This window comes from Prochlorococcus sp. MIT 1223 (assembly GCF_034092465.1).
GTDB lineage: Bacteria > Cyanobacteriota > Cyanobacteriia > PCC-6307 > Cyanobiaceae > AG-402-N21.
In genome coordinates this window covers 614292-631695 of the sequence record NZ_CP139303.1, presented here as the reverse complement: position 1 = coordinate 631695, position 17404 = coordinate 614292, and the positions used below count along the sequence as shown (strand labels likewise).

The following is a 17404-nucleotide window of genomic DNA, read 5'->3' as shown; positions in this document are numbered from 1 at the left end:
TTTTCCATTATAAAAGTGATTTTTTATATTTACTTTAATCTAAAGTATCTAATTAAATAAATTATTCTATACAATTATATGATAAGAAGGTTTGCAGAGATTCTGAAGTGTATATATCTGCCGTAACGCTACCTTCTTTATACCAAGGAATATTAAGGTAATGTGCGCATAACTTTAGATTTAGTTTCTCTGTATCCCAGCCATCTTCACTTTTATCAATATCTGGCAATAAAGACTTCACTTTATCTTTAAATAACGCAATTGAGTTTGAATCTAGAAGTTTTGAGTGACTTTCTGGTAAATCACGGAAATATTTTGACTTATTAATTGCTTCTATTAATGATACATAAATAGTATCATCTTCATATAATGAATAATTAAGTTGGTTGTAATAGTCTAAACCACCTCCTTTCATATTTTTAGGAATTAACAATATGCATCCTGAAAGAAAAGCTTCATGTATTGAACGAGATTCACCTTCATTTACGCATCCATGTATATATACTTTTGATTGCTTTAGGTATTCTGATATTTCTCTTTGTGATGTTCCCCAGAAGTCAGCATTTCTTATTCCAGTTCCATTTATATAATTTATATTGTCGCTGCTATTAACTACATCTAAAAATTCTTGGTAATACGAATCTTCACCTCCCTGATAAAAGCCAATAAAGACAGTTTTTAAATTTAATTTTTTTACAAAACTTGCAATTTTCAAGGAGTTCTTCATTTTATTTATTCTTCCAATATAAATTATGTCTATTGGTCGATCCCCTCCTGGTTGATTTAAAAAATAGTCTGGAGTAAATCTTCGTGTACAAAAATCAGTTTTTCTAATCCAGGTAGGCGTCCAGTGAAATGAAGGCATTAGAAATAAACTAATCTTACTTGTGGGTAAATACCAAGCTAACGGAATCCTAATATTAAAACCAACATGCAAAGCGATATAATTATTATTTGATAAAACCTTAAATGAGCTTAACTCTTTAACTTTATTGTATTCTTTATGAGTAATTACTATGATTCCCTTTTTATTATTTAATGATTTTTTCAAGTAATGCATAATTAAAATTATCTTTATATGTAAGGTATTTCAACATTTTGGCATATTATATGACCTAATACAATATGAATTTGTTGAATAATAGCTGTTTCCTCAGAAGGGGCTTTTATTGTAGATTCCCTATATCTTGATAACTTTCCACCTGATTGCCCGGTTAGAATATAAAAAGGTATTTTTATAGATTTTGCTTTTTCTATTAGGTTTACAATATTCTCACTATTGCCACTTGTTGTGAAGGCAATTAACAAGTCATTATGATTACCCAGAGATTCCAGTTCTCTAGAGAAGACATATTCAAAGCCATAATCATTTCCTATTGCAGTAAGGTTGCTGCTATTTGTACCGAGTGCAATTGCTGGTAAAGGGATTCTATCTGTAGAGAACCTACAAACAAATTCTGCTACTAGATGCTGCGAATCAGAAAAACTCCCTCCATTTCCTGCAAATATAAGCTTCCCGCCTTTCTTAAAGGTTTCTTTTATTTTTAAACATAGGCTATCAATTTGTTTATTAATTATTTGATCAGTAAGAAGCTTATTCATTACTTCGATGTGATTTTGTATGTATCCTTTGAAGAAGGATTTATTCTCGGAGTTATTATTAGGGGTATTTTGTGATGGAAATAACCATTGGTTACAATTAAATGCCTTATCATCTATATAAATATCTCCATCTGGTTTATTTAGTATTAATTCATGGTGTAATGCCCCCCATCCCAGAAGTTGATTCTCAGTTAACTCGTACCAGTTAATGCCAGTAGTAGAACCTCTAGCTGTAAAATATTTAATAGTATTACCTTCATTGTAGAGTTTATTAATGAAATCTATTCTCTCCTTATAGGGTTCTGCTAATTGATATTCGCCATTTGTATTACTACAAATAGTCCCATCTATATCAAATATATAGGTTTTCATTCATTAAGCCAATAGCGTAATTTAGATGCTATCAGCTCTTCCTCTCGCAAGATTCTTTTTTCACCATCCCCTAGAATCATTGGTATGTTTCTTAAAATTTGAGTTAATTGTCTAAATCCAGCAGCCTCAAGAGAAGCCGCTTGGTCACTTCCATACATCGCTCTATCTAAAGTAATGTGCCTTTCTATAGCGCCAGCTCCTAGGGTTGCTGCTACAACTGAAGGAGAAACAGATGCTTCATGGCCGCTATATCCAATAGGTAAATCGTATCTTTCTTTAAGAGTTTCTATACACTTTAAATTTAAATGCTCTAATTTAGATGGATAAGTACTTACTGTGTACATTAACATCAAAGGACATTCATGTTTTTTAAATACAGAGATTAGCCAATCTATCTCTTCGATTTTTGTCATGCCTGTAGATGCAAATGTTGGCTTTTTTTCAGATGCTACTAATTCGACAAATGACTTATTGATTGCCATAGCTGAAGCTATTTTATTAAATGGGAAATCAAATCTCCTCATTAACCTTTGACTTTCTTTGTCCCAGGAGGAAGCAAACCAGTCGATATTTTTGCTTTTGCAATATCTGTTTATTTCCTCATATTGCTCCATAGAGAACTCCAATCCTTCTTTTTGCTCTCTTTGAGTTTTTCCCCAGGGACTTTCTCTAGGTTGATTTAAGACAGATTCAGAATAAACAATGTTAATTGTCCTTTTCTGAAACTTAACTGCGTCACAGCCAACTTCTACAGCTAAGTCAATTAATTCTTTTGCGGTATCTAAAGAACCATTATGGTTGATACCAATTTCTGCAATTACATAGATATAGCTTTCATTACTCATCCCAGAGAAGTCTTTAGGACGGAGTGTTGACATTAACAAGATGACTTAAAACTTAATCACTTTAATAGTATCAAAGGGTGGAATCTACTTTTTTATGTTTTAAAGTTATTTTTAGTTCCTAAGGGGTAGTCGGGATGGAAATTATTCACTTTTCTGATTTTGGATCCGTCACTTCTTAAATGAGCCCTCTTACCAGTTTAAAAGAATTTCCTATTAGGCTTTGTTGATAAAAATTAAGTGAGCATATTTAGTAGTTGTCAAATGACTGAAAATATCAACTACTCTTATGCTGTTATTATGCTTTCTTCTGGGATCATCCACTCCTTCCTTGTTTGTTCTTTTATCAATGGAATAATATATCAAAATTATAGAAATATTCACTTATAGTATTAACTATATACATAATAATAAACTTATAATTTAATTAATAGATTATATATTTTATTTTGAAGCAATAAAGACAGCTTTAAAATAAAATTTCCGTATTTATATGCTTTTCAAATTGATCAGCCAGTCTATCTATAATTAGTTCTCTCTTTACAATATAGTTTTCTTTTATGGTAATTAAATCATTTAAACCTTTATCTTTCCGTAATCTATTTATCCATGCTCTACGCCAAATTCCATTATCAAAAATCCCATGAATGTAAGTTCCAGCTATGCTACCACCTGCTTTCTTGTTAAGGAACCAACCTATCTTTTTGTCTTCAAAAATATTGCCACATTCTATATCTGAATTTTTAATTAATGAACTATTCCCATGATGTATCTCAAATCCTTCTATTTCGGATTTGACAGGCCATAAACTTTTAATTTTTCGTTGTAATAAATTTTTTTTATTTGAAAATACAGTTTTAATAGGCAATAAATTAAGACCCTCTACTTCACTTTGACTTTCTTCATTTAGCCCTTCTATTTTCATAGGGTCTTTAAGACTTCTTCCAAGCATCTGTAAGCCGCCGCAAATCCCAAAAATACTCCCATTGCTTTCGGTAAATTCTTTTATCTTTTTATCCATTCCACTTTTCTTTATGTGTTCTAGATCTTTTAATGTTTGCTTACTTCCTGGAATAATTAATACATCAGGGGCCCCTATTTCTTGACTTAGATTTAACCATTTCAAATTAACGCTTTCCTCACTTTCAAGTGGATCTAAGTCTGAGAAATTACTAATAGAAGGAAGTTTTAATACTGCTATTTCAATTTCGGCAAATTGCTTACTATTTTTTCTTTCGAGTAAATCCAGAGAGTCTTCTGGCGGAAAGACCTCATTCAACCAAGGCATGATTCCAAGAACCGGTATGCCTGTATTAATCTCTAGCCATTTTTTTCCAGAATTGAAAAGAGATAGGTTTCCCCTAAAGCGATTAATAATAATACCCTTTATGAGTGAACGTTCTGATGGCGTAAGTAGTGAAAGGGTACCAATTATTTGTGCAAATACGCCTCCTCTCTCTATATCAGCGACTAATAAGCAATCTGCCTTAATTAATTTAGCCAGACGTAGATTAGTTAAGTCTCTATGTTGAAGGTTAACCTCTACCGGACTTCCAGCTCCTTCTAGTACGAATCTTGCATTTTTATTTAAATCCTTAAGCTGTTTTAGCCCGTTCTTAATTGCGGCCCATCCTAAATCAAACCAATCTTCGTAATATTTTTCAGCTTTTGCAATTCCTACACTTTTACCAAGGTGAATGACTTCACTTGTTTCATTCCCTTTAGGTTTTAAGAGAACAGGATTCATTGAGGAAAGTGGTTCGATGCCTGAAGCCCAGGCTTGAACTACTTGTGAATAGGCCATTTCTCCTCCGTTCTTGTCTACCCAAGCGTTATTACTCATGTTTTGTCCTTTAAATGGAACAGGCTCTTGCCCCCTTCGAAGCAATACTCTGCATATTGCAGCTGTCATAAGAGATTTTCCAGCCCCACTGGATGTGCCTAGAATCATTAAAGGGTTTGATTGATTCAAAATTACTTAAGCCTTATTTTCCGGAAAATACATTCAGTAATCCTTTCAATTAGCAATGCCTTTTGATCCGCTAAATGTGGAAAGTTTTCAATTATTTCTCGTCCGAGAGGCGTTAATCGAACCTTAGAAGTAAGCCCTTGACCATCAACTTCTCTCCTGAGTATTCCTATTGTGATTAACCATATAAAATCTGATTCTATTTTCTCAGGCCTTTTAAAACTTAAAGAAGATAATGATGTTGATAAATAATCACTCTTCATTTCAAATACTTCTTCTGCACTTATTCCTGACAATTGTGCGTCTTTATAAAACTTTGACTTGAAATTAAGGCATTTTATAGCTCTTTCTGATCTCTTTATTTGATTTTTAATTGATTGCTGCATTTTCCTTTTTATAAATATATTTGCTTACAGGTACTTTAAAGTGTCAATCTTATATCAATTTAAACCATTTTTCTTTTACGTGCTAATGCTAGCCTCTGCTTCTAAACCAAGAAGCATATTACTTGATAAAGCTGGTATCTCTTATCAGATTATGATAAGTGATGTTGACGAAGAAAGTTTTAAGGAAGATAGCGTTAAGAGCTTAATTGAAAGACTATCTCTAGAGAAAGCGAAATCTGTATCTTCTAAGTTATTAAATAAGGAAAAAGGTGATAATGAATCAATGGATGTCTCTGTCATTCTGGGTTGTGATTCTTTATTTGAACTAGGAGGTGAAGTTTTTGGAAAGCCTAAGAATTCATTAGAGGCATTTGAAAGATTAAAAAAAATGTCTTCTTCTATTGGTTATCTTCATACTGGTCATTGTTTACTCTTTACTGATTCATCTGCCTGTACTCAAAATGAGGGAAATATCCTTTTTAATGGATGTATTAGAGAGGTTGTTTCTACTCAAATTGAATTTGGAGAAATTAGCTCTGAAGAAATTTGGAGATATATTAATTCCGGAGAACCTATAAAATGTGCAGGATCTTTCAATCTTGAAGGGATGGGAGGATTATTTATCAATAGAATAAATGGCTGTTATAGCAATGTAATTGGATTGAGTTTGCCTTGGCTAAGGAATAATTTAAAGAAAATAGGATTATTAAAGGTTTGTACCCAATGAAAAAGCCCTCAAATAATGAGGGCTTTTTTCTATATCCCAAAAAGGACTATCTTTAATCCAAGTCAGGCATTGAAAGAGCAGGTTCGGTTTTGCGGTCGATTCCCTTCTCAAAACCAGCAGCAGCAGCTCTTGCTCTACCTGCATGCCATAAATGTCCAATGAATGTAAACCATCCAAGGAAGAATTGTGCGGCAGCAAGCCATTGACGAAGATTTACAAAATTAACTGCATTAGGCTCAGTAATAATTCCTCCAACAGAGTTGATAGAAGCATTAGGAGCATGAGTCATATATTCAGCAGCTCGGCGAACTTGCCAAGGTTGAATATCATTCTGAATCTTGTCAAGACTTAAACCGTTGGGTCCTCTTAATGGCTCAAGCCATGGTCCTCTGAAATCCCAGAATCTCATTGTTTCTCCACCAAAGATAATTTCTCCAGTAGGTGAGCGCATTAGATACTTACCAAGTCCTGTTGGTCCCATTGTTGTGCCAACATTTGCTCCAATTCTTTGGTCGCGAACTAAGAAAGTAAAGCTTTGGGCTTGTGATGCTTCAGCATTAGTTGGGCCATAAAACTCAGATGGGTAGGCAGTGTTGTTAAACCATACGAAACATGAAGCTACAAAACTAGCAACACAAATTCCGCCAAGAGCATAACTTAGAAGGCCTTCACCATTCCAGATGAATGCTCTTCTAGCCCATCCAAATGGACTAGTAAATACATGGAATAATCCACCAATTACTTCGATGACACCAACGTAAATGTGACCACCAACAATATCTTCCATTGAATTGACTCCAACCATCCATCCACCTCCACCCCAAGGGGTTTGGAATAGATATCCAAAAATTATTCTTGGATCAAGGGTTGGATTTATTAGTCTTACTTCTCCTCCGCCTGGAGCCCAGGTGTCATAAGCGCCACCCAAATACATCCAGTTAATAGACCAGAGAAGAGAACCTACCCCAAGAACAATCAGATGGAAACCAAGAATATTGGTCATCTGATTCTTATCTCTCCAGTCAGTAGAAAAGAATGGGAAAGCTTCTTCTAGTTTCTCAGGACCAGCAAGAGAATGGAATATTCCTCCAAAACCTAATATTGCCGAGGCAATTAGGTGTACAACTCCAGCTGCAAAGAAAGGAAATATATCTGTGACTTCTCCACCAGGTCCTATGCCATAGCCAAACATTGCTACATGAGGCATACAAATTAGACCTTGCTCCCACATTGGCTTGTCGAAAGTGAAATGACTCACCTCGAAAAGCATCATTGCCCCTGCCCAGAAAACTATTAGGCCAGCATGTGCAATGTGAGCACCTAGAAGGCGTCCAGAAAGATTGATTAAACGAGCATTACCTACATACCAGGCATACCCTGTTTCATCAATACTTTGATTTGGAGCCTTTAAAAGGTTATTAAAGGGCGTTTCCACGTGGGAGTACCTCCTCTGGGAATACAAAGTTTTCGTGTGGTTGGTCAATAGAAGACAACCATGCGCGCATACCTTCGTTTAAAAGTATGTTTTTGGTGTAAAACGTTTCGAATTCAGGGTCTTCTGCAGCGCGGATTTCCTGACTAACAAAGTCATATGCCCTCAAGTTGAGTGCAAGACCAACAATACCAATTGAAGCTGCCCACATACCTGTTACAGGTACAAAAAGCATCATGAAATGAAGGAAACGCTTATTGGAGAAAGCAATTCCAAAAATTTGGCTCCAGAAACGGTTTGCAGTAATAAAGGAATAAGTTTCCTCTTCTTGAACTGGATCAAAGGCTCTAAAGGTACTGCTTTGCTTTTTCCCATCAGAGTATTGACTTGAATCTTCATAGAGAGTGTTTTGAACCGTCGCTCCATGAATTGCACAAAGAAGTGCTCCTCCAAGAATTCCGCCCACTCCCATCATGTGAAATGGATTCAAAGTGATGTTATGGAAGCCTTGAATAAACAAGACAAAGCGGAAAATAGCTGCAACTCCAAATGATGGCGCAAAAAACCAGCTGTGCTGACCTAATGGGTATATAAGGAAGCAAGCTGTATAAACAGCAATAACAGCAGAAAATGCGAGTGCGTTGTAAGGACGAATACCAACTAGCCTTGCAATTTCAAATTGACGAAGCATGAAGCCTATAAGGCCAAATGCACCGTGAAGAGCCACGAAATTCCATAGACCACCTAGTTGGAACCATCTAACTAAGCTTCCTTGGGCTTCTGGCCCCCAAAGGAAAAGAAGACTGTGACCCATGGCATCTCCAGGGGTACTAACAGCTGCGGTTAGGAAATTGCAGCCTTCTAAGTAGGAGCTGGCAACACCATGGGTGTACCAGGAGGTAACGAAGGTTGTGCCAACAAACCATCCGCCTATTGCCAAGAAGGCACAAGGGAATAGCAGGAGACCAGACCATCCAATAAATACGAATCGGTCACGCTTTATCCAGTCGTCGAGGAGGTCAAACCATCCTCTTTCTGGTGCGCTTCCAACAGCGATCGTCATGAGTGAACGTTGCTGAACTTTGGGATACGGGGCGAGTTTAACAAGGTTAAAGGGATATTTGGGGAAATATTGCGCTTATATGAAACTGCTTGTATTGGTATTTAGTATTTCTGACAGAAATAAGTGCTTTCTGACCACTTTTAATACACAATTAATGTCAGTTGTAAGAAGTCATGTCGGCTGATCTGTCTCCAATCCCCAATAAAGGGACTCCTGAAACACTTTTTGTTCAAGAAATTAAGGGTTCACGTAAATTGTCCAATTACTTAATTGGTTCAATGGTGACAATAGGAGGAATAGGTTTTTTGCTTGCAGCTTTTTCAAGTTATTTGGGAAAAGATTTTTTACCTCTAGGTAAGCCCTCAACTTTGATATTTGTACCTCAAGGACTGGTAATGGGGATTTATGGAATTCTTGCTTCTGCTTTGTCGGTATATCTTTGGAGAATGATTTCTATTGATTATGGTTCTGGGCAAAATTCATTTGATAAAAATTCTGGACTTTTAAAGATAACTAGACAAGGCTTTTTCAATAAAATAGATATAGACATACCATTAAATCAAATAAAAGCAGTTAAATTAGACGCTAGAGAAGGTTTTAATTCAAGAAGAAGACTTTGTTTAAGAATTCAGTCTAAGAAAGATTTGCCAATATCAAAAGTTGGATCACCCCAGCCACTTTTAGAATTAGAAGAAGAAGGAGCAAGAATTGCTAAGTTTTTAAGCGTTAATCTAGAAGGAGTTTAAGATTTAATAATTCGATTAAGCCTAATTAGGGTTGCTTTTATTTTGAAATTTTTTAATTTATTATATTTAAGTACATTATTATTATTGCTTGGATGTAATGATAAAATTACTTCTTATGAAGTATGTAGAACCGTTCCTTTTAAATGTATAGGTAATGAAGAGATTGTCGAAATATATACAAATAAGGGCATAATTACATTTTTACTTGATGGAAGATCAGCTCCTCTAACAGTTGGGAATTTCTTGGATTTAGTAAATAAAGGATTATATAATGAAACCACCTTTCATGGCGCAATAAAAGAACCAATACCTTTTGTAATCAAAGGTGGTATGCTAAATTATAAAAGCTCTGATAATAAAAATATATCTTATGCGAAGGATAATTATATTAATCCTATTAATGGTCAGGTTAGATTTATTCCAATTGAAATTAAATTAGAAAATGAGGAAAGCCCTAGATACGGTAAATCAATAGTTGACGCAAATCAAATATCAAATATAAAGCTAAAACATCAGAAAGGCTCAATCTCAATGGCAAGATCAGAAAATATTAATTCGGCAAGCTCACAGTTTTTTATCTCATTGAAATTATTGGAAGTCCTTGATGGCAGATATGCTGTTTTTGGGCAAATAATTAAAGGTATGAAAGTTCTTGATGTATTAGAAGAAGGAGATCAAATATATAAAGTAGTCCACCTAAATAATTAATTATTGTGCAGCTTATTTGTCTTTAAGTAGGAAGTAAATTATCTGATGGTTTGGTTTTTAACATTTCGGTATTTATTCCAGAAGCTCTTTTAAGTGCGACTCTCCCTGTCCTAGCAATTTCTATAATCCCATAAGGTGCCATTATTTTTTCAATTGTCACTAGTTTTCCAGGGTCTCCTACTACTTCAAGTACCAAAGCTTCATCGGAAACATCTACAACTTTTGCTCTGAATACTTGAACTAGGTCTAGGATTTTACTTCTATTTTCTTCTGAGGCAGAAACCTTTAATAGCATTAACTCTCTTTCAACAGCTGGCAAACTAGAGAGATCAAGAACATTGAGCACATTTACGAGTTTATCCAATTGCTTGGACATTTGCTGAAGAGTCTCATTATCTCCCTCTAAAACCATTGTAAGCCGAGAAATTCCAGGTGCCTCGGCTGGACCAACAGCAAGACTTTCAATATTGAAACCTCTTCTAGCAAAAAGACCGGCAATTCTGCTTAGTGCCCCCGATTCATCTTCTAAAAGTACAGAAAGTGTATGTTTCATGCTTTGTATCTTTTTAGTTAATCTCCAGCCAATTCAATACGTAATGATTGAAATAATTTGGAGATTCATCATGTGGGCAATGCCCTGAATCTTTTATTACTAATAATTTAATCCAAGGATGCTTCTTTATCAGATTTTGACCTATTGAAATGGGCACTAATCTGTCGCAATCTCCCCATATGAGCAAAATGCTTGGATTTTTGACTATTTTCGAAAGTCTTAGTAGAAGATAAGGTGCTGTGATCTCTGGTGGTCTTAATGACATACCAATACACATTGCTCTTAATGCTTGTGCGGCAGTTTTTTTCTTTGCTGGTGTTGTAACAAGTCTTTGAAGTCCTTTGTCGGATGAAATATTTCGAAAATATGCTAATCCAAGAGCAAAAATAATTATTTTTGTTCTTGATATAAAAGGAACTATTATTTCCAGTGGCAACAGATGGAAAAATATTTTCACAAGTGATTCTTTTAATCTCTTAAGTAACTTCATCTTGATTGGTTGAATTTGAGAGATATTATTTGAGGCTAATTCTGGGTCAGGCAAAGGACTTGCTATTACTTTTAATACAAGCTCTGGAAATAATGCAAATGTTGTAACAGCGACAAGTCCACCAAGAGAATTGCCAATCAAAATGGCTTTATTATTATTGCTAGCTTTAACCACTTCTTTTAAAAAAGCAGCTAATTGCCTTGCCCAAATATTGTTATCTAGTGACCTGATCTTTTCAGGTTTGGGTTGTTCAGAAGAACCAAATCCAATTAGATCAAGAGCATATACACAAAAGCCAGCCTCAACAAAGATACTTGCATTGTTTCTCCAGTGATCTGAACTTGCTCCAAATCCATGAATTAGAACTATCGCTTTATTTTCTTTATTACCCATTACTCTCCAATGGCAATAAAGACCATTCCAGTCCCATTTATGATGATCACCCCAATTGGTATCACTGTTTGCAATAACAAATTTATAATTGATGGAATTTGATTTATTCAATAGGACTGAATTTAATATTTTTCGAATTGAACTTTATCCAAATATAGTTGTATTTGGTTGATTTTTGTTGGCTTTACCTAGACTTTTAAGCCATATAGGATTAAAAGTGAGCTTTAATGGTTTGATGATTTAAAATTAAAAAATGGCATCAGAGATTTTTGGCATCGCAGCAGTATTCTGGGTACTTATTCCAGTAGGCCTTTTAGGGGGTGCTCTGTTGTTAAAACTTCAAGGAGATTAAGTTCTCACGTTTTTTAATTCTTCCCTTTAGGCTTTCTTCTAATAATGAAATCTCCTATGCAGGTTCTCATTCTTGGTGGGACCGGCACCCTTGGACGGCAGATAGCTAAAACTGCTATTGACTCTGGTCATAAAGTTAGGTGCATGGTTCGTAGACCTAGAAGTGCATCTTTTCTTCAGGAATGGGGATGCGAATTGACGGCAGGTGACCTGTTGAGCAGTTCAGATATTAAAAATTCTCTTAATGGAGTTGATGCCGTTATCGATTCGGCTACAAGCAGGCCAGATGATCCTCGAAGTGTTTACGATGTTGACTGGGATGGAAAGCTTAATCTGTATAGATGTTGTGATCAATTAAATATAAAAAGAGTAGTTTTTTATCTTTGTTAGCTGCTGAGAAATATAGAAATGTGCCTTTAATGGATATTAAATATTGCACTGAGAGACTTTTAGTCAATTCGGACTTGGATTACACAATTATTCAGGGTGCCGCTTTCATGCAAGGTGTACTTGGACAATTTGCAATACCTATACTAGATAGTCAGCCAGTATGGATAAGTGGAAAGCCTGGAGAGATTGCTTATATGAATACTCAAGACATGGCAAGATTTGCTGTAGCTGCATTAAATCGTCCAAAGACAATTAGAAAAAGCTTTCCTGTTGTTGGGCCAAAGGCTTGGAAAGCAGAAGAGCTTGTTGAATTATGTGAGAAATCTTGTGATAGAAAAGCAAGAGTTTGGAGAGTCTCTCCTGTAATTATTTCTGCGGCTCAATCATTAATATCATTTTTTGAATCAACCTTAAACGTAGCCGAACGATTATCTTTTTCAGAAGTTAGCGGCAGTGGCATATCTTTAGATGCAGCAATGGAAGAAACCTATTCTGCTTTTGGCCTTGAGCAATCTAAAGCCACAACAATGGAAAGCTACATAGAAGAATATTACGATGTAATTTTAAAGAGACTTAAGGAGATTGGCGCAGACCTTGATGCAGAAGAAAAGAAGAAATTTCCTATCTAAACAAATAAGCATTGCTTTTTAATGGTTCAGATGTACTATTTACTTGCAACGCTTGTTTGGTTTTGTCAATTTCTCAAATTAAAAACCTGAATAGAAGACTAGAGAACCTTGCTAAGGAGGCTTCGTCTGAGTTAGATAAGGCATGTGGAAATGAATTGTGGAAAAACTTTGGCTTTGAAGCATTTGACGAATTAAAGGATTTTGACCGTAGAGCGACTGCAAATTACTATTACGGGCAATTACAGACCGTTAGAGAGCTTCAATCAGTTTTTCAATAATGCTTATTTAAGATTTAAAGTAAGGACGTTTAATTAATACAATTAGATTCAACCAATAAGGACACTTTAAAAACATGATTGAGACCTCAGGTGTTATTGAGAAAGAACAGGGCAATGGATTTTATTTGGTAACACTTGAGCAGCCTGAAGGTCACCAATGCTTATGCAGAGCAGCTGGAAAGCTTACTAAATTTAGAATTAAGCTTTTGGCTGGCGACAAAGTTCTAGTGGAGATTAGCCCTTACGATTTAACTAGGGGGCGAATAACTTATAGAGAACGAAATGCTGGAGCTGGTGGAGGTAGACCTGGCGGAAACAGACCTGGAGGTGGCAGACGCAGATAAGTCTTATATTTTAGAGGAAAATAACTTAGTAATTGCTTTTTTGAATTCACTTCTTTGTTTTACCCCTTTCCATTGCTCTTTTAGCTCTTTTTTTAGAAATAATTGGATAGTTGGAGTCCCTACGACACCAGCTTGCTTGGCTATTTCTTGGTCTTCTTCTATATCAATTTCTATTGCTTGGAATTTTCCTTTTAGCTCTTTAAGAACTCTTTTTAATTGAGGTTTTAATACGTGACAAGGGCCACAACTCTTAGATGAATAAATTACTAAAAGAGGTATTTTACTTTCGTGATATAGCTTTCTAAGTGCATAACTACCTTTTTGCCATGGCCCATCGAATTTAAAGTTTTGTTCGTTTGATGTTTTGATAGGTATATCTTTTTCTGCTGAAGCAGGTTCAGGAGAATCTCTTTTAATTACTTGTGCAAGATTGTTTTTGGTAAGCCATCTTTCTGCAGCTAAAGCAGCTTTACAGCCACTGGCTGCTGCAGTGACGCCTTGTCTCCATTCTGAATCTGCAACGTCTCCTGCTGCAAAAACTCCTTCAATTGAAGTTTCCGGTCTTCCAGGTTTTGTAAGTATGTATCCTAGTCCATCTGTTTGGAGTTGCTTTTTAAATAGTTCAGTATTGGGAGTATGTCCAATTGCATAAAACAAACCTTTTACCTTAATTGTTTCATGAGTTTTGAGACCTCTTTTTTTTATTTTTATATTCTCTAGCCATTCATTCCCTTCAATATCAATTATTTCGGTTTCGAAATGTACTGAGATTTCTTTATTTAGCAGAACTCTGTCTGCCATTGCCCCACTAGCTTTTAGCTTGTTAGATCTAACTAAAAGATGAACATGACTTCCATATTTAGTTAGATAAACTGCCTCTTCGCAAGCAGAGTCTCCTCCTCCCACGACTGCTAGTTTTTCATTTCTAAATTGTGGTGTTGCTCCATCACATATTGCGCATGCACTAATTCCTTTGCTCCAAAAATCTTTTTCTTTAATTAGTCCAAGCTTGTTTGCACTTGCTCCAGTAGCAATGATCAAAGACTTTGCTTTGATCATTTGCTCAGAAGTTAATAAATTAAAAGGATGTTGGCACAAGTCAACATTTTCTGCATCTGCTTCTAAAAGCCTTGTTCCCCATCTAAGAGCTTGCGCCTTTAATAAATCCATTAAGTCAGGGCCCATTATTCCATCTGGGAAACCTGGAAAATTCTCTACAAATGTTGTAGTCATGAGCTGCCCACCAGGGATCCCACCTTTTTGAAACCCAGTTATTAGTAATGGTTGTAGATTTGCCCTGGCGGCATAAATTGCAGATGTATAACCTGCTGGCCCAGAGCCTACGATTACAATATTCTCAATAAATTGAGGTTCAGATTTATTTGGAACGCCCATAAATTAAGGCGGAAAACTATAACGATAAGAAAAAAAAACTAGAACTACGAATTTCTTATGAACTTATATATATTTTCTAAGTTGGAATATGTTTTTGTTTACATCTCTAAAACTTCATCAGAATCAATTGGCTCTTCAATTTGAGAAGTTTTTAAATAATGTGGGAATTTTAGAAGAGAAGCTTCTAATTGTTCTGGGTGTTGATGTAGGCAAATGATCCATTCCCTGAATTCTTGAGTAATGGCATAACTATCTTCATACCTTTCAAAAGTATCTAATACAGATATTCTGTTAGAAGCCCATGAGCTGGCAATGCTTATTCGCCGTTCAGAAAAAGCATCCATTTTTTTTCTCCAACGGGGCTACCACCCTATACATTTGATGCGCCAATAAAGCTTTGTTTGTGAGCACAAATACGCTTTATGAACAAAAAAGAATGTTTCCTTAAGGTTTTACTTTTTCTTAACTATTTAATTTTCTTTTGCTACGCTTGTTATTTGAGGCTTAATCAACAAAAAAAACTAGGTTTTTTGTTTTTGAAATTGTTTGATTGAAGTTAAAACTTCAAATGGCCTCTGTGTGATTAACAAGGAGTCTTTCAACCTCTTCTATTCCATCATTGGCTGCTTTACGAGCTAAATCAAACTCACCATTAGCATCATCTAGAAGATTTTCTGCAAGGCGATCAAGTATTTCATCTTTCTTTTCTTCAATTATTTTAATAAGCTCATTATCTATTAGTTTCCTTACAGCAACTGATCTCAATTTGTCATTAGTAGCTTCAGCAAAAGTTCCTTGAACTAATTCTTGAATGAATAATCTATGAACTTCACTACTCCGTAGAAAGCTTTCTGTGGCATTAATTATTCCTTCTACGAGAGCTTCGTCTGGTTCGGAATCATGATTCGCTAGCTTGAATTCCCAGTCAAGATGCTTTCTTTGCCACCCTGAACCATGAAGGCTTGGCATTACAGTTTGAGAGTAAGTATCTACTGACATCTCATATATTCTTTCGGCGAGTCTCTCACACCATTCTTTGCCATGAGTCTGTAGATTTTTTTGCATGGCTGTTCTTGGAACAGCATGCCCACCGTGATGGCTATGACATACGCCATCTGGACATTCGATCGCGGTGAGGCTCATTTTATTGATCGATTTAAATTACGTATATTATTCATAGCTAAAAATCTTTATTAGGAAAACCTTTCTTGACGAAAGATCTAAGGATTAAAACCTTTTCACCCTGTAACCTCAAATTGTGATAGATAAAATTAATTGTTTTGGCTAGATTTTTTATTCCTCTGGAATCGAGTCCAAGAGAAACTCGTGTTGCCGCAACTCCTGAAACTGTAAAAAAGTTTATAGCTATGGGTTGTTCGCTTTATTTTGAGAAAGGAGCAGGTTTATCAGCAGGTTTTTTAGATCAAGCATACATAGATGCAGGAGCTAAATTGGTTGAACCTGGAGATGACAAGGCTTTAGCTGAATCCAACGTTTTACTTTGTGTTAAAAAACCAAATGACGAGCTTTTAAAGAAACTTTCTCCTGGGACTTTAATTACAGGTCTCTTAGAACCTTATGGGAACAAAACTCTTGCAAGTGTTCTTCAATTAAAAGGTCTTTCTGCATTGTCTCTAGAGCTGCTTCCAAGAATTAGTAGAGCTCAATCTTCAGATGCACTTTCTTCTCAAGCAAATATTTCTGGATACAAGTCTGTAATTCTTGCTGCTAGCGCACTTGATAGATATTTCCCTATGTTGATGACCGCAGCTGGAACTGTTCAGCCTGCAAAAGTTGTTGTACTTGGAGCAGGAGTAGCTGGATTGCAGGCAATAGCAACTGCAAAAAGACTTGGTGCAGTTGTATATGTAAGTGATATTCGTCCTGCGGTTAAAGAACAGGTTGAATCATTGGGAGCCAGATTTATTGAACCTCCAGAAATTTCGGAAAAGCCTTCCGAATCTGGTGGTTATGCGCGAGAAGTGTCAAAGGAATTTTTATTAGCTCAGAGGCAGCAATTAATTCATCATTTATCAGAAGCCGATGTTGCTATTTGTACAGCTCAGGTGCCAGGTAAAAAGGCACCTTGTCTTATAGATGATGAAATACTTGATCAGATGCGTCCTGGCTCAGTTGTTGTTGATATTGCTGTAGATCAAGGTGGAAATTGTTCAGGGACAAAAAGCAATGAAACCATTTCAAGAAAAGGCGTAAAGCTTATTGGAGCTTCAGATTTGCCCTGTACAGTTCCCAATCATGCAAGTTATTTATATGCAAGGAATTTGTTAGCTCTTTTAAATCCTTTGATTACAAATGGTGAGTTAACCCTTAATACTGAAGATGAATTAGTTAAGGGAGCCCTTATTAGTAAAGATGGAGTTATTCAATGTCCAGAACTTCTTTCTACAGGAGAATTAAATTAATGACTGGCAATGAATTATCTTTTTCGGATGCTCTCTGGGTCTTAATCCTTGGAAGTCTCCTTGGTTTGGAGTTAATTGGAAAGGTCCCACCTACTTTGCATACCCCTTTAATGAGTGGGGCTAATGCAATCTCAGGTGTAACTATGTTAGCTGCATTAACTTTGATTATTAGAGCAGGTAGCAATTTGCCTTTGTTGATAATGGGTTCAATAGCTCTTGGCTTTGCATTGTTCAATGTTGTAGGGGGCTTTTTTGTCACTGACAGAATGCTTGCAATGTTTAGCCGCAAAACATCTAGAAAATAAAGGTAA

20 protein-coding genes and 1 pseudogene are annotated in these 17404 nt (G+C 35.8%); 9 read left to right on the top strand and 12 right to left on the bottom strand.

Annotated features, from left to right (window positions below; all coding sequences use genetic code 11):
* Window positions 1-61 precede the first annotated feature (61 nt).
* The 5 genes from SOI85_RS03465 to SOI85_RS03445 form a co-directional block, all read right to left on the bottom strand.
* Window positions 62-865, bottom strand: a complete 804-nt coding sequence (locus SOI85_RS03465; protein ID WP_320664838.1) for a hypothetical protein — start codon at window positions 863-865, stop codon at window positions 62-64.
* Between the two features lie 209 nt (window positions 866-1074).
* Window positions 1075-1974, bottom strand: a complete 900-nt coding sequence (locus SOI85_RS03460; protein ID WP_320664837.1) for an SIS domain-containing protein — start codon at window positions 1972-1974, stop codon at window positions 1075-1077.
* On the bottom strand, window positions 1971-2852 hold the full coding sequence (locus SOI85_RS03455; RefSeq protein ID WP_320664836.1) for an N-acetylneuraminate synthase family protein: 882 nt from the start codon (window positions 2850-2852) through the stop codon (window positions 1971-1973). The genes SOI85_RS03460 and SOI85_RS03455 overlap by 4 nt, the downstream gene beginning before the upstream one ends.
* 433 nt (window positions 2853-3285) lie before the next feature.
* The gene (locus SOI85_RS03450) at window positions 3286-4767 is read right to left on the bottom strand and encodes a cobyric acid synthase (protein ID WP_320665106.1); all 1482 of its coding nucleotides are present in this window, start codon (window positions 4765-4767) and stop codon (window positions 3286-3288) included.
* A 23-nt stretch (window positions 4768-4790) separates the two neighbouring features.
* Window positions 4791-5171: an Npun_F0494 family protein gene (locus SOI85_RS03445; RefSeq protein ID WP_320664835.1), complete on the bottom strand. Its 381-nt coding sequence runs from the start codon at window positions 5169-5171 to the stop codon at window positions 4791-4793.
* Between the two features lie 85 nt (window positions 5172-5256).
* Between SOI85_RS03445 and SOI85_RS03440 the strand changes: the two genes are divergently transcribed.
* The gene (locus SOI85_RS03440) at window positions 5257-5898 is read left to right on the top strand and encodes a nucleoside triphosphate pyrophosphatase (RefSeq protein ID WP_320664834.1); all 642 of its coding nucleotides are present in this window, start codon (window positions 5257-5259) and stop codon (window positions 5896-5898) included.
* Between the two features lie 52 nt (window positions 5899-5950).
* Here SOI85_RS03440 and psbC read toward each other — a convergent pair whose 3' ends face one another.
* Together psbC and psbD are read right to left on the bottom strand one after the other, a co-directional pair.
* Complete coding sequence (psbC, locus tag SOI85_RS03435) at window positions 5951-7333, bottom strand: photosystem II reaction center protein CP43 (protein WP_320664833.1); 1383 nt, start codon at window positions 7331-7333, stop codon at window positions 5951-5953.
* The gene (psbD, locus tag SOI85_RS03430; RefSeq protein ID WP_320664832.1) at window positions 7317-8393 is read right to left on the bottom strand and encodes a photosystem II D2 protein (photosystem q(a) protein); all 1077 of its coding nucleotides are present in this window, start codon (window positions 8391-8393) and stop codon (window positions 7317-7319) included. Before psbD ends, psbC begins: the two co-directional genes overlap by 17 nt.
* A gap of 173 nt (window positions 8394-8566) precedes the next feature.
* Here psbD and SOI85_RS03425 point away from each other — a divergent pair, with 173 nt between their 5' ends.
* Together SOI85_RS03425 and SOI85_RS03420 are read left to right on the top strand one after the other, a co-directional pair.
* On the top strand, window positions 8567-9139 hold the full coding sequence (locus SOI85_RS03425) for a photosystem I assembly protein Ycf4 (RefSeq protein WP_320664831.1): 573 nt from the start codon (window positions 8567-8569) through the stop codon (window positions 9137-9139).
* Between the two features lie 84 nt (window positions 9140-9223).
* On the top strand, window positions 9224-9847 hold the full coding sequence (locus SOI85_RS03420) for a peptidylprolyl isomerase (RefSeq protein WP_320664830.1): 624 nt from the start codon (window positions 9224-9226) through the stop codon (window positions 9845-9847).
* A 22-nt stretch (window positions 9848-9869) separates the two neighbouring features.
* On the opposite strand, the gene ilvN is transcribed toward SOI85_RS03420, so the two are convergent.
* Window positions 9870-10400 carry an acetolactate synthase small subunit gene (gene ilvN / locus SOI85_RS03415; protein WP_320664829.1) on the bottom strand — a complete coding sequence of 177 codons (531 nt, stop codon included), beginning with the start codon at window positions 10398-10400 and terminating at the stop codon, window positions 9870-9872.
* Window positions 10401-10413: 13 nt separating this feature from the next.
* The gene (locus tag SOI85_RS03410) at window positions 10414-11394 is read right to left on the bottom strand and encodes an alpha/beta fold hydrolase (RefSeq protein WP_320664828.1); all 981 of its coding nucleotides are present in this window, start codon (window positions 11392-11394) and stop codon (window positions 10414-10416) included.
* Between the two features lie 142 nt (window positions 11395-11536).
* Here SOI85_RS03410 and petM point away from each other — a divergent pair, with 142 nt between their 5' ends.
* The 4 genes and pseudogenes from petM to infA all read left to right on the top strand — a co-directional run bounded on the left by petM (window position 11537) and on the right by infA (window position 13275).
* Window positions 11537-11635: a cytochrome b6-f complex subunit PetM gene (gene petM / locus SOI85_RS03405; protein ID WP_320664827.1), complete on the top strand. Its 99-nt coding sequence runs from the start codon at window positions 11537-11539 to the stop codon at window positions 11633-11635.
* 56 nt (window positions 11636-11691) lie between these two features.
* Window positions 11692-12653: pseudogene (locus SOI85_RS03400) on the top strand (NAD(P)H-binding protein).
* A gap of 62 nt (window positions 12654-12715) precedes the next feature.
* On the top strand, window positions 12716-12931 hold the full coding sequence (locus SOI85_RS03395) for a hypothetical protein (protein ID WP_320664826.1): 216 nt from the start codon (window positions 12716-12718) through the stop codon (window positions 12929-12931).
* Between the two features lie 74 nt (window positions 12932-13005).
* Window positions 13006-13275 (top strand): translation initiation factor IF-1, encoded by a 270-nt coding sequence (gene infA / locus SOI85_RS03390; RefSeq protein ID WP_320664825.1) that lies wholly within the window; start codon window positions 13006-13008, stop codon window positions 13273-13275.
* A gap of 3 nt (window positions 13276-13278) precedes the next feature.
* On the opposite strand, the gene trxB is transcribed toward infA, so the two are convergent.
* The 3 genes from trxB to SOI85_RS03375 form a co-directional block, all read right to left on the bottom strand.
* A complete protein-coding gene (gene trxB / locus SOI85_RS03385) occupies window positions 13279-14670 on the bottom strand; it encodes a thioredoxin-disulfide reductase (RefSeq protein WP_320664824.1) in 1392 nt (463 codons plus the stop codon).
* A 98-nt stretch (window positions 14671-14768) separates the two neighbouring features.
* The gene (locus tag SOI85_RS03380; protein ID WP_320664823.1) at window positions 14769-15014 is read right to left on the bottom strand and encodes a hypothetical protein; all 246 of its coding nucleotides are present in this window, start codon (window positions 15012-15014) and stop codon (window positions 14769-14771) included.
* A gap of 220 nt (window positions 15015-15234) precedes the next feature.
* Entirely contained in the window at window positions 15235-15813 is a 579-nt protein-coding gene (locus tag SOI85_RS03375) for an EF-1 guanine nucleotide exchange domain-containing protein (RefSeq protein WP_320664822.1), read from the bottom strand.
* A gap of 137 nt (window positions 15814-15950) precedes the next feature.
* On the opposite strand from SOI85_RS03375, the gene SOI85_RS03370 reads away from it, so the two are divergent.
* Together SOI85_RS03370 and SOI85_RS03365 are read left to right on the top strand one after the other, a co-directional pair.
* Window positions 15951-17093 carry an NAD(P) transhydrogenase subunit alpha gene (locus tag SOI85_RS03370; protein WP_320664821.1) on the top strand — a complete coding sequence of 381 codons (1143 nt, stop codon included), beginning with the start codon at window positions 15951-15953 and terminating at the stop codon, window positions 17091-17093.
* Window positions 17093-17398, top strand: a complete 306-nt coding sequence (locus SOI85_RS03365; RefSeq protein ID WP_320664820.1) for an NAD(P) transhydrogenase subunit alpha — start codon at window positions 17093-17095, stop codon at window positions 17396-17398. The genes SOI85_RS03370 and SOI85_RS03365 overlap by 1 nt, the downstream gene beginning before the upstream one ends.
* The last annotated feature ends 6 nt before the right edge of the window (window positions 17399-17404 follow it).

Coding starts and splice junctions, on each gene's coding strand:
- SOI85_RS03465 (WP_320664838.1), bottom strand. CDS start 865: ATGCCTTCATTTCACTGGACGCCTACCTGGATTAGAAAAACTGATTTT.
- SOI85_RS03460 (WP_320664837.1), bottom strand. CDS start 1,974: ATGAAAACCTATATATTTGATATAGATGGGACTATTTGTAGTAATACA.
- SOI85_RS03455 (WP_320664836.1), bottom strand. CDS start 2,852: ATGTCAACACTCCGTCCTAAAGACTTCTCTGGGATGAGTAATGAAAGC.
- SOI85_RS03450 (WP_320665106.1), bottom strand. CDS start 4,767: ATGATTCTAGGCACATCCAGTGGGGCTGGAAAATCTCTTATGACAGCT.
- SOI85_RS03445 (WP_320664835.1), bottom strand. CDS start 5,171: ATGCAGCAATCAATTAAAAATCAAATAAAGAGATCAGAAAGAGCTATA.
- SOI85_RS03440 (WP_320664834.1), top strand. CDS start 5,257: ATGCTAGCCTCTGCTTCTAAACCAAGAAGCATATTACTTGATAAAGCT.
- psbD (WP_320664832.1), bottom strand. CDS start 8,393: ATGACGATCGCTGTTGGAAGCGCACCAGAAAGAGGATGGTTTGACCTC.
- SOI85_RS03425 (WP_320664831.1), top strand. CDS start 8,567: ATGTCGGCTGATCTGTCTCCAATCCCCAATAAAGGGACTCCTGAAACA.
- ilvN (WP_320664829.1), bottom strand. CDS start 10,400: ATGAAACATACACTTTCTGTACTTTTAGAAGATGAATCGGGGGCACTA.
- petM (WP_320664827.1), top strand. CDS start 11,537: ATGGCATCAGAGATTTTTGGCATCGCAGCAGTATTCTGGGTACTTATT.
- infA (WP_320664825.1), top strand. CDS start 13,006: ATGATTGAGACCTCAGGTGTTATTGAGAAAGAACAGGGCAATGGATTT.
- trxB (WP_320664824.1), bottom strand. CDS start 14,670: ATGGGCGTTCCAAATAAATCTGAACCTCAATTTATTGAGAATATTGTA.
- SOI85_RS03380 (WP_320664823.1), bottom strand. CDS start 15,014: ATGGATGCTTTTTCTGAACGGCGAATAAGCATTGCCAGCTCATGGGCT.
- SOI85_RS03375 (WP_320664822.1), bottom strand. CDS start 15,813: ATGAGCCTCACCGCGATCGAATGTCCAGATGGCGTATGTCATAGCCAT.
- SOI85_RS03365 (WP_320664820.1), top strand. CDS start 17,093: ATGACTGGCAATGAATTATCTTTTTCGGATGCTCTCTGGGTCTTAATC.